Source organism: Polyangium mundeleinium (genome assembly GCF_028369105.1).
GTDB lineage: Bacteria > Myxococcota_A > Polyangia > Polyangiales > Polyangiaceae > Polyangium > Polyangium mundeleinium.
The window spans coordinates 6937322-6953336 of record NZ_JAQNDO010000001.1 but is presented as its reverse complement, the minus strand read 5'-3'; the positions used below and the strand labels follow the sequence as shown (position 1 = coordinate 6953336).

Sequence of the window (16015 nt, the reverse complement as noted above, 5' to 3'; positions counted from 1 at the left end):
CCCATGACCGAGCCGCTCATCCGCATCGAAGACATCACGAAGAGCTTCGGCCCACGGACCGTACTTCGCGGCGTGAACCTCTCCATCCCGCGCGGCTGTCTGTACGGTCTCATCGGCCCCGGCGCCTCGGGCAAGAGCGTCTTGCTCAAGCTCATCACAGGGCTCTACCAGCCCGACGCAGGGCGCATCCTCGTCGAGGGAGCAGACGTGCACCAGATGAGCGATCTCGAGCTGCAGAAGTTCCGTCTGCGGTTCGGCATGTTGTTCCAGAACAACGCGCTCTTCGACTACATGACCGTGGGCGAGAACATCGCGTTCCCACTACGCCGGCTTTTCAATCTTCCCGACGAAGAGATCGCCGAGCGAGTCGCCGAGCGGCTGCGCGTGGTGTCGCTGCCCGGCTTCGAGGATCGTCTGCCCGCAGGGCTCTCCGGCGGCCAGAAGAAGCGCGTAGGCGTGGCACGAGCAACGATCACAAAGGCAGAGATCGTGCTCTACGACGAGCCCGCAGCAGGTCTCGATCCCGTGACGTCACAGCGAATCTTCGAGCTGCTCCGCGACGAGCAACGCGCCGCAGGAGCAACCGTCGTGATGGTGTCGAGCGATCTCGATCGGCTGCTCACCGTGACCGATCGCGTCGGCATGCTCTACCGCGGTCGCCTCGTGTTCGACGGCACAACCGAAGAAGCCAAAACAAGCGAAGACCCCTACGTCCGGCAGTTCGTCCACGGGTTGACCGAGGGACCCCTGTAAGCAGGTTCTGCTGAGCCGTGGGTTTTCGCTTGGGGGCGCGGAGCTGGGGCTTTGCCCCAGGCCCCACCGGGGCTGTCCGCCCCTGGACCCGGACCAGCGCAAGCGCTGGACGCGGGGTCGATGAACTGCGCTCCGCGCAGTTCATCGAACAGCCGCAAGTCAAGACCGGCGACGATCCTGCCAACAGCGACCGCGGCGCTGCAGGTTCCACCAGCAACGCGCCCGCCGCCAGCTTGAGACGCACCTCCATGGTCTTGCCACCGGCCCGTTGGAAGAACTGCGCGGAGCGCAGTTCTTCCACCCTCGGTCCAGGCCGTGCCTGGTTCGGGTCGAGGGGCGAACAGCCCCCGCGGGGACCGGGGCAGCGCCCCGGCGCGACGCCCCACGAGGAGGAGACCCTGGCGAGAGCGTCGTCCCGTCAGACGAAGTGAAACCACTGCGTGGGGTTGTCTTGCAGGAACGCGCCGAGGTCGTCCATCAGGCGCTGCGCGGCTGTGTCGAGGTCGTGTGCGGTGGGCCGGCGGGGGACGTGGATGGGGGCGCGGACGTTGGCTTCGTAGTGCATGAAGCCGAGACGGCGGGTGAAGACGGGCATGATGGGTGCGCCGCTCAGTGCGGCGATCATCAGCGGGCCCTCGGGCACCTGGAAGGGGGCGCCGCAGAGTGTGACGGAGCGCGCGCGCATCCTGGGGGGCACGCGATCGATCTGCATGGCTACGACGTCGTCCTGCTGCAGGTGCCGGAGCAGCGGCAACGCGTCGAAGGCTGTCTCGCCGATGTGCACGACCTTGACGCCTGATCGCTCGCGTAGCTCGTCTTGCATCGCGCGTGCTTGCTCGTCGCGTTCGCGGGCCATCACCACGACCACGTTTTTTGCGTGCACCTTGTGCAGCATCGGACCTGCCACCTCCCAGCCGCCGAGGTGCGCTGTGGCGATGACGATGCCCTTCCCTGCGGCGGCGCATGCCTCGTAGTTGTCGACGCCGATCGCGTTCGAGAGCAGCCCTAGCGCCCGGCCGCGCGGGGTTCCGAGCAGCATCGCTTCGGTCATGCAGCTCGCGTAGTTCGTGAAGACGGCGGCGATGTCGACGAGCTCGTCGAGGGGGGGGCGTGGGCCGAGGATGCGGCGCAGGTTGCGGCGCACGTTCTCGCGTTTTTCGTGCAGGCCGGCGGCGAAGGCGGGGCCGAAGAGCAGCGGGCCGTAGCGGAGCAGCGCTTCGGGGCCGTTCGTCACGACCTTGACCATCAGCCGACGGAGGAACGCGGAGTCGGAGCGGAGCTCCTCCGCGATGTGCCGGATGCCGCTCTGCATGGGGAGCTCGCCCCCTGCATTAGCAGCTCGCGGGAAGATGTCAGGGGGAACGGAGACGCGGGCCGCAGCGGGAGCGGACGCCGGGGCGGGCGTGGTCGCGGAGGCGGAAGACGATGTCGGTCGGGTGCGCGGGGCGGCGCATGTGTACAGGTGAAACCGGCGCATGTGTACAGGTGCGGCCGGCGCGTGTGTACAGGCAAGAGGGTTTGCCCGGTGGTTCGTCCGGGCGTTTCGTCACGTCCGGATAGGTTTTTTCCCTCCTGACGGGGCAAACCCGACCCCAAAAGCGGGTTCGTTTCGAGGGGGTTCTCACGGTAATGGTGGGGCGAGGGGGAAAAACCATGAAGCTCTTGCTGGTCGATGATCAGAATGTCGTACGGGAATCGCTGGCCAAGGCCCTGCGGGACGAGCCCGATGTCACGCTCGTCGTGGAGGCGGAGAGCGCGCGTGACGCGCTCTCGCAGAAGAACCGGCAGCCCTTCGACGTCGTCGTGATCGAGCTGTCGCTCGCGGACCGTTGCGGGACCGAGCTCATCCGGCAGCTCAAGTCGTTCGGCGAGACGCGCGTGCTCGTGCTCTCCACCTTCCGTGACGAGTTCCGCGTGGGCGAGGCGATGCGCGCGGGCGCCGACGGGTATCTGTCGAAGCGCTGCCGCATGAAGGAGCTCATCGACGCAATACGCACCGTCGCCAAGGGCCGCACCGCAGTCTCACCCGACGTGAGCGCAGCCATGGTGCGCGCGCTCCAGCGGCGCGACGCCGCCCGCGGCGATGTGCTCGCGTCGCTCTCCGAGCGCGAGCGTCAGGTCTTACGGCTGCTCGCGATGGGCAGCAGCGCAAAGGAGGTGGCCGCGCACCTCGCCATCAGCGTAAAGACCGTCGAGACCCACCGCGCACGCCTCTGCGCAAAGGTCGCGACCCACAGCGTCGCCGACCTGACCCGTCTCGCCGTCCGGGCCGGTCTCATCGATATCTGAGCGCAGGTCTCGTCGGGAGGCGTCGCGCCGGGGCGCTGCCCCGGACCCCGCGGGGGCTGTTCGCCCCTCGACCCGAACCAGGCACGGCCTGGACCGACGTTGGAAGAACTGCGCGATGCGCAGTTCTTCCAACGGGCCGGTGGCAAGACCATGAAGGGGGATTTCAAGCCGGCGGCGGGCACGCTGCTGGTGGAACCTGCAGCGTCGCCGTCTTGGCTGGCAGGATCGTCGCTGGTCTTGTCAGCGGCTGTTCGATGAACTGCGCGGAGCGCAGTTCATCGACCCCGAGTCCAGCGCTTGCGCTGGTCCGGGTCCCGGGGCGGACAGCCCCGGGTGGGGCCTGGGGCAAAGCCCCAGCGAAACGGCTGCCGGAGAACTCAGGCCTGACAGGCCCGCGCTGCTGGCGGAACCTCGTAGTCACGGAACTCGAACGGATCTCCGAGCCGGCCATCCATGGCGGCGCGGGCGATGTTGTACATCTCCCGCGCTGTCACGTAATGCACCCGGAAACCTTCCTGCTTTCCCAGCCACGCGAGTGCTTCGTGAAAGCGCCGCTGCGGGGCGCCGAGCAGGCTCTCGGCTTCGCGCTCGGGGGCGCCGTGCGTCGACAGCTTGACGAAGACCCATTCTGGCTTGCCTCGCACCGACACGCCCTGGTCGATCCAGCTCTCGAGCCGCGGCAGCGTTGCTGGATCCCGCGCCGTCAATGCGCCCGCGTCGATCCGCAGCGGCAGCCCTGGGCCCTGCCGCAAGGAGAGCGCGAGTGGACCCTGCATGCAGAGCACCCGCTCCATGCGCCCGTCGCCCACGCTTGCTGGCCTTCCTCGCTCGTGCGCTTTGCGACGCTTCACGTCGCCGGACGGATAATAGATGCTGTTCACGATCCGCGGCTGCGTCCGGTCCGGCGCTGACGGGAACGTGAAGTCGGCATAACAGCCGAGCTCGTGCAGCAGATCGAGCTCGTCGTCCACGCCGCAATGGGCGCCGTCGGCGCGCGAATTTGCCAGGCACCAGTTGCCGTGGATGAACGACCATCGATCTGCGCCATGCACCCGCGGCACGAGGCCGTGCCGGCCGAGCGAGACGAGCGTCTCCTCGAATTTCTCCCGCAGCGTGCTCCGCGTGTCCCGGTCGTGGTGCAGGTGCACCTCCACCTCGCCGAGCCCCATCGCCACGAGCTCGGCGATGGGCTCGACGAGCGCCGGATCGTACTGGTCGCCTGGATAAAAAAACGTGTGCCGCGGGGGCCTTCCATTCGCGTCGCGCAGCGACGCGGCGAGCGCGGGATAACCACGCCGCCAGGCCGCGACCCGGGTGAGCCCGCGCGAGAGCGGCGCTGCGCCCGGGGATTTCGCGTCGCCGGTCCAGAGCGGCTCGAAGTGATCGCAGATCGCCACGAGCACGTGCTTTGGCCGCACGACCTCGCCGAAGACGATCCGCTCGACGCTGCGGACGAGCCGCGCCTCGGCCCAGCTCCCCATCCATGGCGCGAGCTTCTCGGCCCACGGCGCGATCCGCCCCGCCACCGCTTTGTGCGCGGCCTCCACCTTCATGCGCTCGCCCTCCCCTTCGGCGCGCCGCTCCACGTGCGCACGTCGTTCAGCACGACCCCGAACATGCGCCGGTCGCCGAGCTGCTTGGCCGCGCGCGCGAGCTCGCTGCCCTTCGTCATGCCCGCGCGTGCGAGCAGGATGCAGACGTCGCTCACGTCCTCGAGCACGTTCGCGTCTCCGGAGCCGAGCACTGCGCAGCCGTCGATGACCACGTAATCGTAGCTCTCCTTCAGCGCGTGCACGGCCCCCTCGAACCACGTCGAATGCAGCGCCGTTGGGAATGCCGCCTCCGTCGCCGGCTCGGCGAGCACGTAGAGCGAGGCGCCAATCCGGAGCACGCTCCAGGGCTCCCAGCGGCCGCTCATGTGCCGGCGGAGCTGCGCCGAGAAGCCCATCTCCTCGGGCACGCGCAGGCGCAGCATCGAGGCGAGACGTGGCCGGCCGAGGTTGCCCTCGACCAGCACGACCCGCGCCCGCTCCGCCTCGGCCAGGGTCATCGCGAGCCGCGCCGCGACCGCGCTCTTGCCCTCGCCGATCCCTGGGGAGAGCACGCTCAGCACGAGCGGGCTCTCGCCTCGCTTTTGCTCCAGCCGGTGCCGGAGTACGCGGAGCGCGCCGAGCACCGCGGGTGGCGCGCCTCGCACGAGCTCGAGCGCCCCTTCGTTCTCGGGGTCGAAGGGCATCCCCACGACCTCGACCTCCGGCGCGATCGACATCACGCCCGCGTTCGGGTTCCGCAGCGAGAGCGCGACCGGCTCGCTCTCCGGCGCCGGCTCGTCCACGGCGCCTTCGTCGATCGCCTCGGCAGGCAGCTCCTCGTCCGTCGGGTCCTCGGCCGGCGGCGGCTCGCTCTTCGCCTTCGCGAGGTAGTCCGCGAGCGTCGCGCCGTAGGGCAGCGTTTGCATGCGGATCCGCTTGGACGGCAGAGGCTCGTCTGCGGCCTCCGGGGTGGACGGCGGCGCGCCGAGCGGCATGACGACGGGCTCGTCGGTCAGCGGCGCTTCTGCCTCCTCGAATCGAATTTCAACGGAGCCGCTGTCCGGCGGCCGGCTCTTCGGCCCTGCGTCGGCGGGCCTTCGAGACGATGGCGGCGGCGGCCCCGACGCATCCCGCGTCACGAGCGCGGTGCTCGTCTTCGGCTCGGGGATGTGGGGCACCGACACGAGCAATGGCGGCTCGCCGAGCGCCTCGACATCGCCCTCGTCGAGGATCGTCTCGCACAGGAGGACGCGCGCGCCCGCATACCCGAGCGCGAGGAACAACGCGACGAACGATCCGGCGAAGAACACGCGCCCGCGCCCGCGGTCCGGCTTCACCGGTAGGTAGGCCGGATCCACCACGACGAGCGCCTCCTGGGCTTCCTCCTCGGCGGCCGACGCGGTCAGGCTCGCGCCGCGCTCCTTGTCCTGCACCTTGCGGAAATGGTCCCGCGCCCGCTCCAGATCGAGCCGCAGCTTGTGCCACTCGGTCTCGAGCTCCACGATTTCGGGATCGGTCGTCTCGGGCGCCGTCGCCGCCCCTGCGCCCGTGCCGAGCGCGGTCCCGGTGTTCGGGCCCGGACTCGTGACCACCGACCTGCCGCGCGGCGCGACCGTCCTTCGGGCCGAGATCTGCGCGGCGATCGCGCGACGCTCCTCCTCCAGCGCCGCGCGACGGGCCGGATCGATTCCCTCGCCCTCGACCGGCGGCGGCGCGACCCCGCCCGTTCGCAAGAGATCGAGCGTCTTTTCGGCCGTGGCGAGCGCGCTCCGCGCCCGCGACACCTTCGATTGCGCGGAGATCGCGTCCGGGTGCACGGGCGTGACCTTTTGCAATTTCGTCGCGAGATCCGTCTCCGCCGCGGCGAGCGCGGCCGCGGCCGCGTCCCTTTGCTTCTGCGCGTCGCTCACGTTCACGGGCAACGGCGGCGGCGGCGCGCCCGGCTTTCCCGGGCCGGCGAGCTCGGCGTCGATCTGCGCGAGTCTCTGCAGGAGCCGCGCGAGCACAGGATCCGCGGGCGCTTTTTCTCGGCTCGCCTGGGGCGAACGATGCACCGGATTCGCCGGCGCGACCGGAAGCGCCGCGCCGGGCTGCGGCGCTGTCGGGGCGTAGGGCGAGTCGTTGATGCCCCACGTGAATTGCGGGTGTTTGGCGAGGAACCGCGCGAGCGCCCGGCTCGCGTCCTCGACCGCGTGATTGGCCTCGTCGAGCTCGCGGCGCAAGACGTCGTGGTTCAGCGCGGCCGTCGTGAGGTTGTCTTTGCTGTAGTCCGCGATCATCACCTCGGCGATGCGCTTCGTGACGGACTGCGCCGTGGCCGGATCGTGGTGCGAGAACGAGAGCGCGAACGTGTCCTGGGTGCGGGCGCGGAAGGAGACGTTTTTCTGCATCTCCGCCACGGCCTCGAGCATCGATTTTTCCGCGAGCTCGGGATAAAGATCGAACTCCTGGATGATCGACGAGAGCGTGCCGCGCGAGAGGACGATCTCCTTCAATCGCGGGCCGAGCCGCGCCGCGCGCTGGGCCGCGCTCTCGCCTTCCCGGCCGGCGCGCACGACCTCGCGGTACACGACCGTCGCCTCGCTCCGGTAAATCCGCTTCGTGGAAAGCGCGAGCAAGAGCGAAGCGAGGACGAGCGTCGCGGCGATGGCGATCGTGCTCCGCGCATACCCGCGCGTTCGTTTCATGAGGACGACGAGCCGCGCGAGTCGCTCGCGTGGTGTGCTCTCGGTGCTCAAGCGGACCATCTGCTCCCTCCGCGCTCGGGCGCGAGGAGCCTTCCGGCAATGACCATGCTCGGCGCCTCCTCGCTCCTTTGGGTTGTCGAGAACATACGATTCAGCCCATCACGTGCAGCACGACCCACACGATCGGGAAGAGCAGGAGGCACGCCGCGCAGACGGTCGCGGCCTCGCGCGCGTCGATGCGCACCGAGAACCGCGGATCCGCCGCGCGCGCGGCCTGGTAGAGCGCCGCGGAGGCGCCGAGCAGCATGTAAAGAAATTCCTTGTACGACCACGAAAGGAAAAAGATCCCGACGTACGCCCCGCCGAGCGAGATCGCGAGCGCCGGCGCGAGACGACGGAGCTCCGCGTCCACGTCGTACGAGCCGAACCACAATTTCAAGGGCACCTTGAGGGCGCCGTAGAGCACGAGCGAAAAGAGGCAAGCCCCGATGATCCCCGTCTCCGCCGCCGCGAGCAGGTAGCTGTTGTGCGCCGTGAGCCCGCGCGTCGATTCGTCGGCGAACTGGCCGACGCCGAAGCCGATTCCCTTCGACTTTCGGATCATCGTGAGCGCCTCGGCCACGAGATCGAGCCGCTCGTCCGCGGACGCCTCGGCCTCCGCCCCGCTCCGTCCGCCGAGCAGGAGCACGGGCGGAAATGCGATGCAGCCAATGACGACGCCGAAGATCCCCGCGCGCCGGATGAAGGCGAGCCCCATCACGACGAGGAAGACGAGGACACCCATGCGTGATTGGGAAAGGACGATCATCACGGCGAACGCGAATGCGACGACGAGCGCCGGGACGACGCGGAAGATGGACGCGATGCCGGCGAGCAATCCGTCCGTGAGCAGAATGGGGAGCCGGAGCGACGCCGCGGTCGGCTTCTGGTTCGGATCCCGGGACGATCGTTTTCGCTCGGCGAACGCGAGCGCGAAAGGCAAGGCCATCACGGCGGCGAGCGAGAGCTCGTTCGGATCGGCGAGCGTGCCGCGATAACGTACGCGGCCGCCGATCGTGGCCGTGCCGAACGGACCGACCCGCTCGCAACGGTAATTCACGTCCGGCAGGCCGTCCTTTCGACAATCGAGCGCGTTCTCGCAGCCGCGCCCGTCGTACTGGAGCTCGCCTTTGCCCTCCCAGTCGCTCTTCTCGGCGATCATGCAGCCGAAGGGCCCCTGGGACTGGAGGAGCGCGACCGTCGAGGCGAAAATCATGCAAACGAGGAGCGTCCAGCAAAAACGCCGCAGGCCCTTCGTCGTGCCCAGGCCGAGCGAAATCACGCCGAAGATGCAGAGCACGATGGCGAGCTCGGTCCCCTCCTTCTGCAGGACCGCGGGTCTGCGCACGAGCGTGACGAGCGCTCCCCACAGGAAAAACGCGAGGACGAAGGGGGCGTGCGGCGGGAAATCGACCCGGGCGCGACCGCGCAGGACGTCCACGACGAATGCCACGGTGAAGAGCGCGAACACGATGTAGAGGAGCGGCAGCCCGGCGAGGGCCGGCACGAACTCCTGGGGCTTCAAGACGACGAGCGCGCAGAGCACGCACACGATGATCGAGGCCATGTCCCCCGAGGGCGCGCCTTCGCGGATGGCTTTCCCGCGGCGCGCGTGGCCTCTTTCGTAGCAGGGGTCGGCGCTCCGAGCATTCGGGATCACCCTTTGCCACGGGTGAAGCTGCTCGTCGGAGGAATGCCATGGATGTGCACGAAAAGAAGAGAATCGCCCGGGGCGTGAAAGGACGGTTCGTGCGGGGATGCCTGGCTTTACTGGGGCTCTGGGCCTCGGCGAGCTGCGGCGGCGCGCGCCCGACCTACGATTACACGACGGAGCTGCGCGTGATGCGGACGTACACCGTGGGGCCCGGGGATGTGCTCGAGGTGCGCGTCTGGCACAACGAACAGCTCAGCCGCAGGGTCACGGTGCGCCCCGACGGATTCATCACGCTCCCGCTCGTCGGCGATATCGTTTGTGGTGGAAAGACCGTGGAGCAGATCGGCAAGGAGATCACCGAAAAGGGCCAGCAGTTCTACACGGAGCCGCTGGTCGTCTCCGTCGAGGTCGCCGAGCTCCACAGCTATCGTATTTACGTGCTGGGCGAGGTCACGCGGCCGGGCGAGTTCACGCCGACGGGGCAAGTCACGGTGCTGCAGGCGATCGCGCTCGCCGGTGGATTCACGCGGTTTGCCGCGCCGAACGAAATTGTCATCGTGCGCAAAGACGCGCATGGCGAGCGGCGGATCCCGTTCGCGTTCACGGCCGTGGTGAAGGGCGGGGATCTCCGCGAGAATTTGCCGCTCCTGACGAATGACACCGTGGTCGTTCCCTAGTGCACCCCTGGTCATTCGAGAGTGCACCTCCGACGTTGCAGCTCGGGTGAACGAGTGCGACAAGATCGGTAGATGCAACGCTGTTGCATTGAATTGGTGGGAAAATTTACCCATTACGGACGATTTTCGGCGGTGACACAGTTCGGCATTGACACCAATCGCGAAAAAAAGGAAGGTCGGCATTCTCCGGGTTCCCGGAAGCCCCCGCCACGACCTTTCCCATTTCGAGGTGTCAGCCCATGCGTCATCGTCGCCTTGCCACGCTCGCTCCCCTGACGTTCCTCCTCGCCGCCTGCGCCGTCGACGGTCAGGACGTCGATAATCAGGCCGTTTCCCAGGACGTATTCGCCAGTCGCGACGAGCAGGCGAAGAAGCTCGCCGGCGACATCGGCATCGAGAAGGTCGCCGAGCGCGACATCGCCCGGGGCGCCGGCGACCTCAAGGTCGAGCGCGTGCACATCGACGAGAGCGGCGAGGCCGTCACGCGCGTCGCGCAGTCGATCGACGGAATCCCGGTCTTCGGCGCCCAGGCCGTCGTCGAGCTCGACACGCGCGGCGGGGTGAAAGATGTGCACGATTACCTGGAGCGCGACCTGCGCGTCGAGCCGGCCACGATCTCCGAGGCCGACGCGATCAAGATCGCCTACGGCGCCGTGGACGGCGTGGTCTCGCGCACGCGCGCGGCGGACAAGCAGATCCTCGCGCGCAAGCAGCTCGGCGCGGTGGTGACGCACCGGATCCAGCTCGAGGCGACGGACCACGACGGCATGCCCTCGCTGCCCGTGATCTTCGTGGATGCGCGGACGGGCGAGGTCGTGAACAGCTACGACAACCTCCAGACCGCGAAGAACCGCAAGACGTACACGGCGAGCGGCTCGCAGAAGACGACCATCCCGGGCACGCTCCAGCGCTCCGAGGGCCAGGCCGCCGTCGCCGACGCCGTCGTCAACGCGGCGCACGACAACGCGGGCATCACGTACGACTTCTATTTCAACAACTTCGGCCGCGACAGCTACAACGGTTCGGGCGCCACCCTCACGTCGAGCGTCCACTACAGCAACAGCTACGTGAACGCCTACTGGGACGGCAACCAGATGGTGTACGGCGACGGCGACGGCACCAACGCCTCGGCGCTCACGGTGCTCGACGTCGTGGGCCACGAGCTCACGCACGCGGTCACGGAGTACGCCTCGGGCCTCATCTACCAGAACGAGTCCGGCGCGCTGAACGAGGCCTTCTCCGACATCTTCGGCGCCTCGATCGAGGCCTACCGCGACGGCGCGGTCTCGGGGAACACCTGGAAGATCGGCGAGGAGTGCTGGACGCCGGGCACGGCGGGCGACGCGCTCCGCTACATGAACGACCCGGCGATCGCGGGTGATTACGACTACTACCCGACGCGCTACACGGGGACGCAGGACAACGGCGGCGTGCACTGGAACTCGGGCATCGCGAACCTCGCGTTCTACCTCGCGGTCGCCGGCGGCTCGCACCCGCGCGGCAAGACGAGCAACGTGGTGACCCCGCTCGCGTCGAACGCCCTGGAGAGCATCCAGAAGGGCGCGGCGATCTTCTATCAAGCGAACACGGCCTGCCTCGGCCCGAGCGCCAAGTTCAGCGACGCCCGCGCCTGCACGATCGCGGCGGCGAACTCGCTCTACGGCGCGGCCGCCGCCACGACGATCGGCGACGCCTGGACCGCCGTCGGCGTGGGCGCCGCTCCGACGTACTCGCTGCTCGGCACGGTGAGCAACATCTCGGTCGGCTCGAAGAAGTGGAGCTCGAACTACACGCAGGTGACGCCGGCCGGCTCCAAGTCGCTGAAGATCGAGATCTCCGGCGGCACGGGCGACGCGGATCTCTACGTGCGCTTCGGCAGCGCGCCCACCACGTCGAGCTACGCCTGCCGCCCGTACCTCGAGGGCAACAACGAGGTCTGCGAGTTCACCCCGCCGCAGAGCGGCACGTACTACATCAAGCTCTACGGCTACTCGTCCTCGTCGGGCATCACGCTGAAGACCTACTCCGCCCAGTGATCCCGGACGGGCGCGCGTACCTCGGGTCAAACCAAGGGCCGCGCGCCCTCACTCCACGCCAAACACCTTCTTCACCTCCGCGACGGGCGCTTCGAGCCAGCGCGCGCCCATCTCGTCGTTGCACGCGAGCGTCCGCGTGATCATGCGATCCACGTAGAGCACGCCGCGCAGGTGATCCACCTCGTGCTGGAGGATGCGCGCGGGCCAGCCCCTCGCCTCCCAGCGGAGCGGCTCGCCTTTCTCGTCGAGGCCCGTCACCTCCACGGCAAAATGCCGCTCGACGAGCGCCATGTACCCCGCGACGGACAGACATCCCTCGAAGTAGGTCGCTTTTTCATCGCCGATCACGCGGAGCTCGGGATTGAAGACGACGGTCAGCGGGAACGGGGCGCGGCCGCGCTCTTCGCGTTGCTCTTTCGTGAGGCGCGCCATGCGGGTGTTGTCGTCCTCGAGCACGATCACCTGGAGGCTCACGCCGATCTGCGGGGCGGCGAGGCCCACGCCGGGCGCCTGGCGCATCGTCTCGACCATCTTTTTCACGAGCAGGCGGGTGTCGCGGCTCGTGATCTGATCCCTCGCGACGGGGGCGGCGGCGGCGCGGAGGACGGGGCTACCGGCTTGTACGATCCTGGGCTTCGACATCGGGACGCCGGATGGTGCCCTCACCCGCGCGTCCGGCGCAAGGAACCGAACGCGCCGAGCGAGCGGGACGCGCCGCGGCCGAGCTTTTCCGTCGCGCGGCTCTTCCACGTCGCTTCGGGCAGCCGCGGCGCGGGGGCGGTGCACGTGAACGCGTCGAGCCACGCCTCCCAGGGCGGCCGCCGAAGCACGCCGCCGAGGTCGAAGAGCGTGAGGTCCTCGATGCCCGCCGCGCGCGCGATGGCGACGTCGTCGGCGAGCTCCGCGGCCGAGCGGTACGTCGCCTCGTCGCCGAGCGCCCCCTTCCCCACCGCCCCGAGCGACACGCCCGCCCGCGCCCCGAAGCGCGAAGCGGTGAGCCGGCACGCGGACGCGAGCAGGGGCCGCACATCGTTGCGGGTCAAAAGGCCACGCGAATACCCTTCGATCAGCGTGGTGTAGACCATCACGCTCGTGTGATCCCAGGCGATGGAGCCGACGGGCGTGCCGAGCCATCGTTCGAGCCCCGACCTTTCGTCGTCCAACAGAACGAGCGGGATCACCGCGGCCGAGACGCGGATCGGCGTCGGGACACGGGCGCGCAGATCCCGCACGAGGGCGCCCAGGATTGCCTCGCCGTCGTCCGGAGGGGGCGCGCTCCTCGCGGGCGGGTCGAGCCCGAGCATGCGGCGGAGCCGGTCGATCGGCGGTTCGAGATCGAGGGCGACTTCGTCAGGCAGAGCGCCCGCGGCGTCGAGCTCGTCCACGAGCGCGTGGACGTAGGAGGCGAACCGCGCCGCGTTGTCCACGCTCGCCCAGCGCCCGGCCGCGTCCGTGAGCATCGGCCAGATGGCGAAGGAGAGCCCCGCGTCCCGCGCGGCCTGGGCGAGGCGCACGAGATCGGCGCGCGGGCCCGGCTGCGCCGCGACGATGAGGCCGATCTTTCGCTGCGCGAGCGCGGCGAGCACGGCGGGCGAGGTGATCTCGGCGTGCGTCACCATCTCGCACCAGATTCGAAGGCCTCGCGGGGCCGTCATCGTCTCCGCCCCCTCGACCCTCGTGGTGTGGATCGATAAACTCGACGGCCATGAAGATCCTCTACGGGGTGGTTGGCGAGGGCATGGGGCACGCGATGCGGTCGCGCGTGGTGCTCGAGCACCTGGTCGGCCAGGGGCACGAGATCGAGATCATGGCCTCGGGCCGGGCCGCCGAGTTCCTCACGAAGCGGTTCGAAGGCGTGAACAAGATTCACGGCTTCCACATGATCTACGAGGAAAACCGCGTTCGTCGGGGCAAGACGTTGTTCTCGAACGTCGCGCAGGGCGCGGCGGGGCTGCCCAAGAACATCGCGGCCTACTTCGAGCTCATCCAGGCGTTTCGCCCCGAGGTGGTGATCAGCGATTTCGAGTCGTGGACCTACCTGTTCGCGAAGACGCATGGACTGCCCATCCTGTCCATCGACAACATGCAGATCATCAACCGGTGCACGCACGGGCCCGACATCATCCGCGGAGACGAGGCGGACTTTACCGTGACGCGCCTGTTCATCAAAGGAAAACTCCCGTTCTGCGACCATTACCTCGTCACGAGCTTCTTCCGCCCCCCGATCCGCAAGCCCCGCACGACGCTCTACCCGCCCATCCTGCGGCCCGAGATCCTGCGCGCGAACCGGCGCGCGGGCGAGCACCTGCTCGTCTACCAGACCGCCGAGGGCAACGACGCGCTCGCCGATACGCTGCGGAAGACCGGGCTCGAATGCCGCATCTATGGCATGCGCCGCGGCATCCAGGAGGAGCAGGTCGAGGGCAATCTGCGGTATCGGCCTTTCAGCGAGGACGGGTTCATCGACGATCTCGCCTCGGCCCGCGCCGTCATCGCGGGCGGCGGCTTCACGCTCATGGGCGAGGCCGTGTACCTGCACAAACCCATGCTCGCCGTCCCCATCCGCCACCAGTTCGAGCAGGTCCTGAACGCGCGATACTTGGAGCGCGAAGGGTTTGGCCGATCGGCAGACTCGCTCGCCGATCCGGCCACGATCCTCGATTTCGTGAAGGTCGTGCCCGAATGCGCGGAGAAGCTCGCGGCGTATGCGCAGAACGGGAACCAGGATCTCTTCGACGGCATCGACGCGCTGCTCGATCGGGCTGCCGCGGGCGTGCTCTCCTGATCAGAAGAAGTAGCGGAACGCCAGGCGGCCGCCGAGGGCGCGCGTGGGGGGGCCGGGCGAGGCCGTGTCCCCCGCGGCGCGCCTCGCCTGCGTGAAGCCGTAGGTCCCGACGAACCCCAGCGTGAGCGCGTCGCGCCCCGTGTAATAGACGCCCGCCGCGACGCGCTCGGTCGTGTAGGCCATGGGGGCGGCGCCGAGGATCTCCGCATTGCGGCGATCGAGGCCACGGTTTTCGCCGCGCTCGATCCCCGCTTCGAGCATCGCCCCCACGGGCGCGAGGGGCGCGAGGTCGACCGAGGCCGCGACGGACGCCGCATACGCGCGCGGCGCCGTGCGGGAATCGAGGCCTGGGCCGCCGCGCAGGCGTGTATCGAGCGCCTCGCCCCCGAACGAGGCCTGAATGCCCACGTGCTGCCCGAACGACTTCGCCGCGCTCGCGAGCGCGTGGACGCCGAAGCTCCGCTCGTCCACGTGCAGCGCCCCCGCCCCGTCGAAGGTCTTGAACGCGCAGCCGAGATCCCCGGCGCGGAGGCAGATGAATCGCGCCGGCTCCCGCATCACGGCGTCCGCCTCGCGCATCATGGCGTCCACGAGCCCGGACGGCCGCGCGCGCACCCCGCCGGCGAGGACGAGGCCGGCCCGCAGGCCGACCGAAAGGCCGAGCACCTCGCTGTGCAGGACCTCGAAGCCGACATGCGGGCGGATTTCGTAGCCCGCGCGGATTCCGTAAAGATAGGTCGTCGCCGCGTCGCCGCCGACGCCCATTTGAAAGGCCGCGCGCGCCCCGATTTCCGCGCCGCGCACCGGCGAAATTCCCACGGCGAGCCGCTCCTCGAACAGAAAAAGCTTCTGGCCGTCGTAGGTGGGGAGCGGCAGGCCCATCAGGGCCGCGGGTGGGGCGCCGACGCCGTCCTGGACGCGCAGGCCCATCGAGGTGTCGATTCCCACGTGGGTGGTCGTGAAGGGGCCTTCGAGCAGCACGGGCGGCTGGAACCTGTGGCCTTCGAGGGTGCGCGCCGCGGCGCCTCCGCCAGGCGCCGCCTCGGCGCGCACGGGCGCTGCGGCGAGGAGCGTGGCGAGGGCCGCGGCGCAGGCGATTACTTGATGCGGCAGGCCTTGGTGCTGCTCCCCGTCACGCCGTTGCAGGACTCGCTCGCGGCGCAATCCGAATCCTGCGTGCAGACCTTGAGGCACTGCGGCTCCGTGGCCGTATCGGTCGGCTTTCCGCAGATCGCGTCGTCGACACATTCGTCCGCCGCTCCCTCGGTTTCGCATGGCTCCCCCACCTCTGCCGCGGAACATGCAAGCAGAACGGTGGTGAAGGAAGCGAGCGCCAGCGCGACGAGGCTATTTTTGAGCATGAATGTCTCCTTTCGACAGGGGCGTCAGACTATCGTCCCGGCTCCCCGCACGCGCGCTCTTTTTCTGTCGTGAACATGCCATTTTCTGGTCACTCGGATGACCAGTACGCGCCCCGCCATCCAAACGAAATCCGCGGTCGTCGTGGAAATCCTTCAATGGTCGGCGCGCCCGTGCGTCGCCCCGCACGCGCTGGCAATGGGC

At 68.8% G+C, this 16015-nt stretch carries 14 protein-coding genes; 6 read left to right on the top strand and 8 right to left on the bottom strand.

The annotated features are described in order from the left end of the window. Positions 1–3 precede the first annotated feature (3 nt). Positions 4–753 carry an ABC transporter ATP-binding protein gene (locus POL67_RS27495; RefSeq protein WP_271922290.1) on the top strand — a complete coding sequence of 250 codons (750 nt, stop codon included), beginning with the start codon at positions 4–6 and terminating at the stop codon, positions 751–753. A 418-nt stretch (positions 754–1171) separates the two neighbouring features. Here the strand turns inward: POL67_RS27495 and POL67_RS27490 are convergent, their stop codons facing one another. Then, the gene (locus POL67_RS27490) at positions 1172–2065 is read right to left on the bottom strand and encodes a lysophospholipid acyltransferase family protein (RefSeq protein ID WP_271922288.1); all 894 of its coding nucleotides are present in this window, start codon (positions 2063–2065) and stop codon (positions 1172–1174) included. A gap of 341 nt (positions 2066–2406) precedes the next feature. Here POL67_RS27490 and POL67_RS27485 point away from each other — a divergent pair, with 341 nt between their 5' ends. Continuing rightward, positions 2407–3042, top strand: coding sequence for a response regulator (locus POL67_RS27485; RefSeq protein ID WP_136934646.1), 636 nt, complete (start codon positions 2407–2409; stop codon positions 3040–3042). 99 nt (positions 3043–3141) lie between these two features. Then, positions 3142–3300 carry a hypothetical protein gene (locus tag POL67_RS27480; RefSeq protein WP_271922285.1) on the top strand — a complete coding sequence of 53 codons (159 nt, stop codon included), beginning with the start codon at positions 3142–3144 and terminating at the stop codon, positions 3298–3300. Between the two features lie 119 nt (positions 3301–3419). Here the strand turns inward: POL67_RS27480 and POL67_RS27475 are convergent, their stop codons facing one another. The 3 genes from POL67_RS27475 to POL67_RS27465 all read right to left on the bottom strand — a co-directional run bounded on the left by POL67_RS27475 (position 3420) and on the right by POL67_RS27465 (position 8867). Then, positions 3420–4595 carry a hypothetical protein gene (locus POL67_RS27475; RefSeq protein ID WP_271922284.1) on the bottom strand — a complete coding sequence of 392 codons (1176 nt, stop codon included), beginning with the start codon at positions 4593–4595 and terminating at the stop codon, positions 3420–3422. Continuing rightward, positions 4592–7321 (bottom strand): hypothetical protein, encoded by a 2730-nt coding sequence (locus tag POL67_RS27470; RefSeq protein WP_271922282.1) that lies wholly within the window; start codon positions 7319–7321, stop codon positions 4592–4594. The genes POL67_RS27475 and POL67_RS27470 overlap by 4 nt, the downstream gene beginning before the upstream one ends. Positions 7322–7412: 91 nt before the next feature. After that, entirely contained in the window at positions 7413–8867 is a 1455-nt protein-coding gene (locus POL67_RS27465; RefSeq protein WP_271922280.1) for an O-antigen ligase family protein, read from the bottom strand. Positions 8868–8998: 131 nt separating this feature from the next. Here POL67_RS27465 and POL67_RS27460 point away from each other — a divergent pair, with 131 nt between their 5' ends. Next, positions 8999–9631 carry a polysaccharide biosynthesis/export family protein gene (locus tag POL67_RS27460; protein WP_271922278.1) on the top strand — a complete coding sequence of 211 codons (633 nt, stop codon included), beginning with the start codon at positions 8999–9001 and terminating at the stop codon, positions 9629–9631. A gap of 239 nt (positions 9632–9870) precedes the next feature. Further along, the gene (locus tag POL67_RS27455; RefSeq protein WP_271922276.1) at positions 9871–11667 is read left to right on the top strand and encodes a M4 family metallopeptidase; all 1797 of its coding nucleotides are present in this window, start codon (positions 9871–9873) and stop codon (positions 11665–11667) included. Between the two features lie 48 nt (positions 11668–11715). On the opposite strand, the gene def is transcribed toward POL67_RS27455, so the two are convergent. Together def and POL67_RS27445 are read right to left on the bottom strand one after the other, a co-directional pair. After that, positions 11716–12309 (bottom strand): peptide deformylase, encoded by a 594-nt coding sequence (def, locus tag POL67_RS27450; protein WP_271922274.1) that lies wholly within the window; start codon positions 12307–12309, stop codon positions 11716–11718. Between the two features lie 20 nt (positions 12310–12329). After that, positions 12330–13322 carry a hypothetical protein gene (locus POL67_RS27445; protein WP_271922271.1) on the bottom strand — a complete coding sequence of 331 codons (993 nt, stop codon included), beginning with the start codon at positions 13320–13322 and terminating at the stop codon, positions 12330–12332. A gap of 50 nt (positions 13323–13372) precedes the next feature. Here POL67_RS27445 and POL67_RS27440 point away from each other — a divergent pair, with 50 nt between their 5' ends. Next, positions 13373–14452: a glycosyltransferase family protein gene (locus tag POL67_RS27440; protein ID WP_271922269.1), complete on the top strand. Its 1080-nt coding sequence runs from the start codon at positions 13373–13375 to the stop codon at positions 14450–14452. Here POL67_RS27440 and POL67_RS27435 read toward each other — a convergent pair whose 3' ends face one another. Beyond that, positions 14453–15616, bottom strand: coding sequence for a hypothetical protein (locus POL67_RS27435; protein WP_271922267.1), 1164 nt, complete (start codon positions 15614–15616; stop codon positions 14453–14455). Then, complete coding sequence (locus tag POL67_RS27430; protein WP_271922265.1) at positions 15550–15813, bottom strand: hypothetical protein; 264 nt, start codon at positions 15811–15813, stop codon at positions 15550–15552. Before POL67_RS27430 ends, POL67_RS27435 begins: the two co-directional genes overlap by 67 nt. Between the last annotated feature and the right edge of the window lie 202 nt (positions 15814–16015).

What these genes read in the sequence shown, in the direction of transcription:
- POL67_RS27495 (WP_271922290.1), top strand. Translation starts at nt 4, where the DNA reads ATGACCGAGCCGCTCATCCGCATCGAAGACATCACGAAGAGCTTCGGC.
- POL67_RS27490 (WP_271922288.1), bottom strand. Translation starts at nt 2,065, where the DNA reads ATGCAGAGCGGCATCCGGCACATCGCGGAGGAGCTCCGCTCCGACTCC.
- POL67_RS27485 (WP_136934646.1), top strand. Translation starts at nt 2,407, where the DNA reads ATGAAGCTCTTGCTGGTCGATGATCAGAATGTCGTACGGGAATCGCTG.
- POL67_RS27475 (WP_271922284.1), bottom strand. Translation starts at nt 4,595, where the DNA reads ATGAAGGTGGAGGCCGCGCACAAAGCGGTGGCGGGGCGGATCGCGCCG.
- POL67_RS27470 (WP_271922282.1), bottom strand. Translation starts at nt 7,321, where the DNA reads ATGGTCCGCTTGAGCACCGAGAGCACACCACGCGAGCGACTCGCGCGG.
- POL67_RS27465 (WP_271922280.1), bottom strand. Translation starts at nt 8,867, where the DNA reads ATGGCCTCGATCATCGTGTGCGTGCTCTGCGCGCTCGTCGTCTTGAAG.
- POL67_RS27460 (WP_271922278.1), top strand. Translation starts at nt 8,999, where the DNA reads ATGGATGTGCACGAAAAGAAGAGAATCGCCCGGGGCGTGAAAGGACGG.
- POL67_RS27455 (WP_271922276.1), top strand. Translation starts at nt 9,871, where the DNA reads ATGCGTCATCGTCGCCTTGCCACGCTCGCTCCCCTGACGTTCCTCCTC.
- def (WP_271922274.1), bottom strand. Translation starts at nt 12,309, where the DNA reads ATGTCGAAGCCCAGGATCGTACAAGCCGGTAGCCCCGTCCTCCGCGCC.
- POL67_RS27445 (WP_271922271.1), bottom strand. Translation starts at nt 13,322, where the DNA reads ATGACGGCCCCGCGAGGCCTTCGAATCTGGTGCGAGATGGTGACGCAC.
- POL67_RS27440 (WP_271922269.1), top strand. Translation starts at nt 13,373, where the DNA reads ATGAAGATCCTCTACGGGGTGGTTGGCGAGGGCATGGGGCACGCGATG.
- POL67_RS27430 (WP_271922265.1), bottom strand. Translation starts at nt 15,813, where the DNA reads ATGCTCAAAAATAGCCTCGTCGCGCTGGCGCTCGCTTCCTTCACCACC.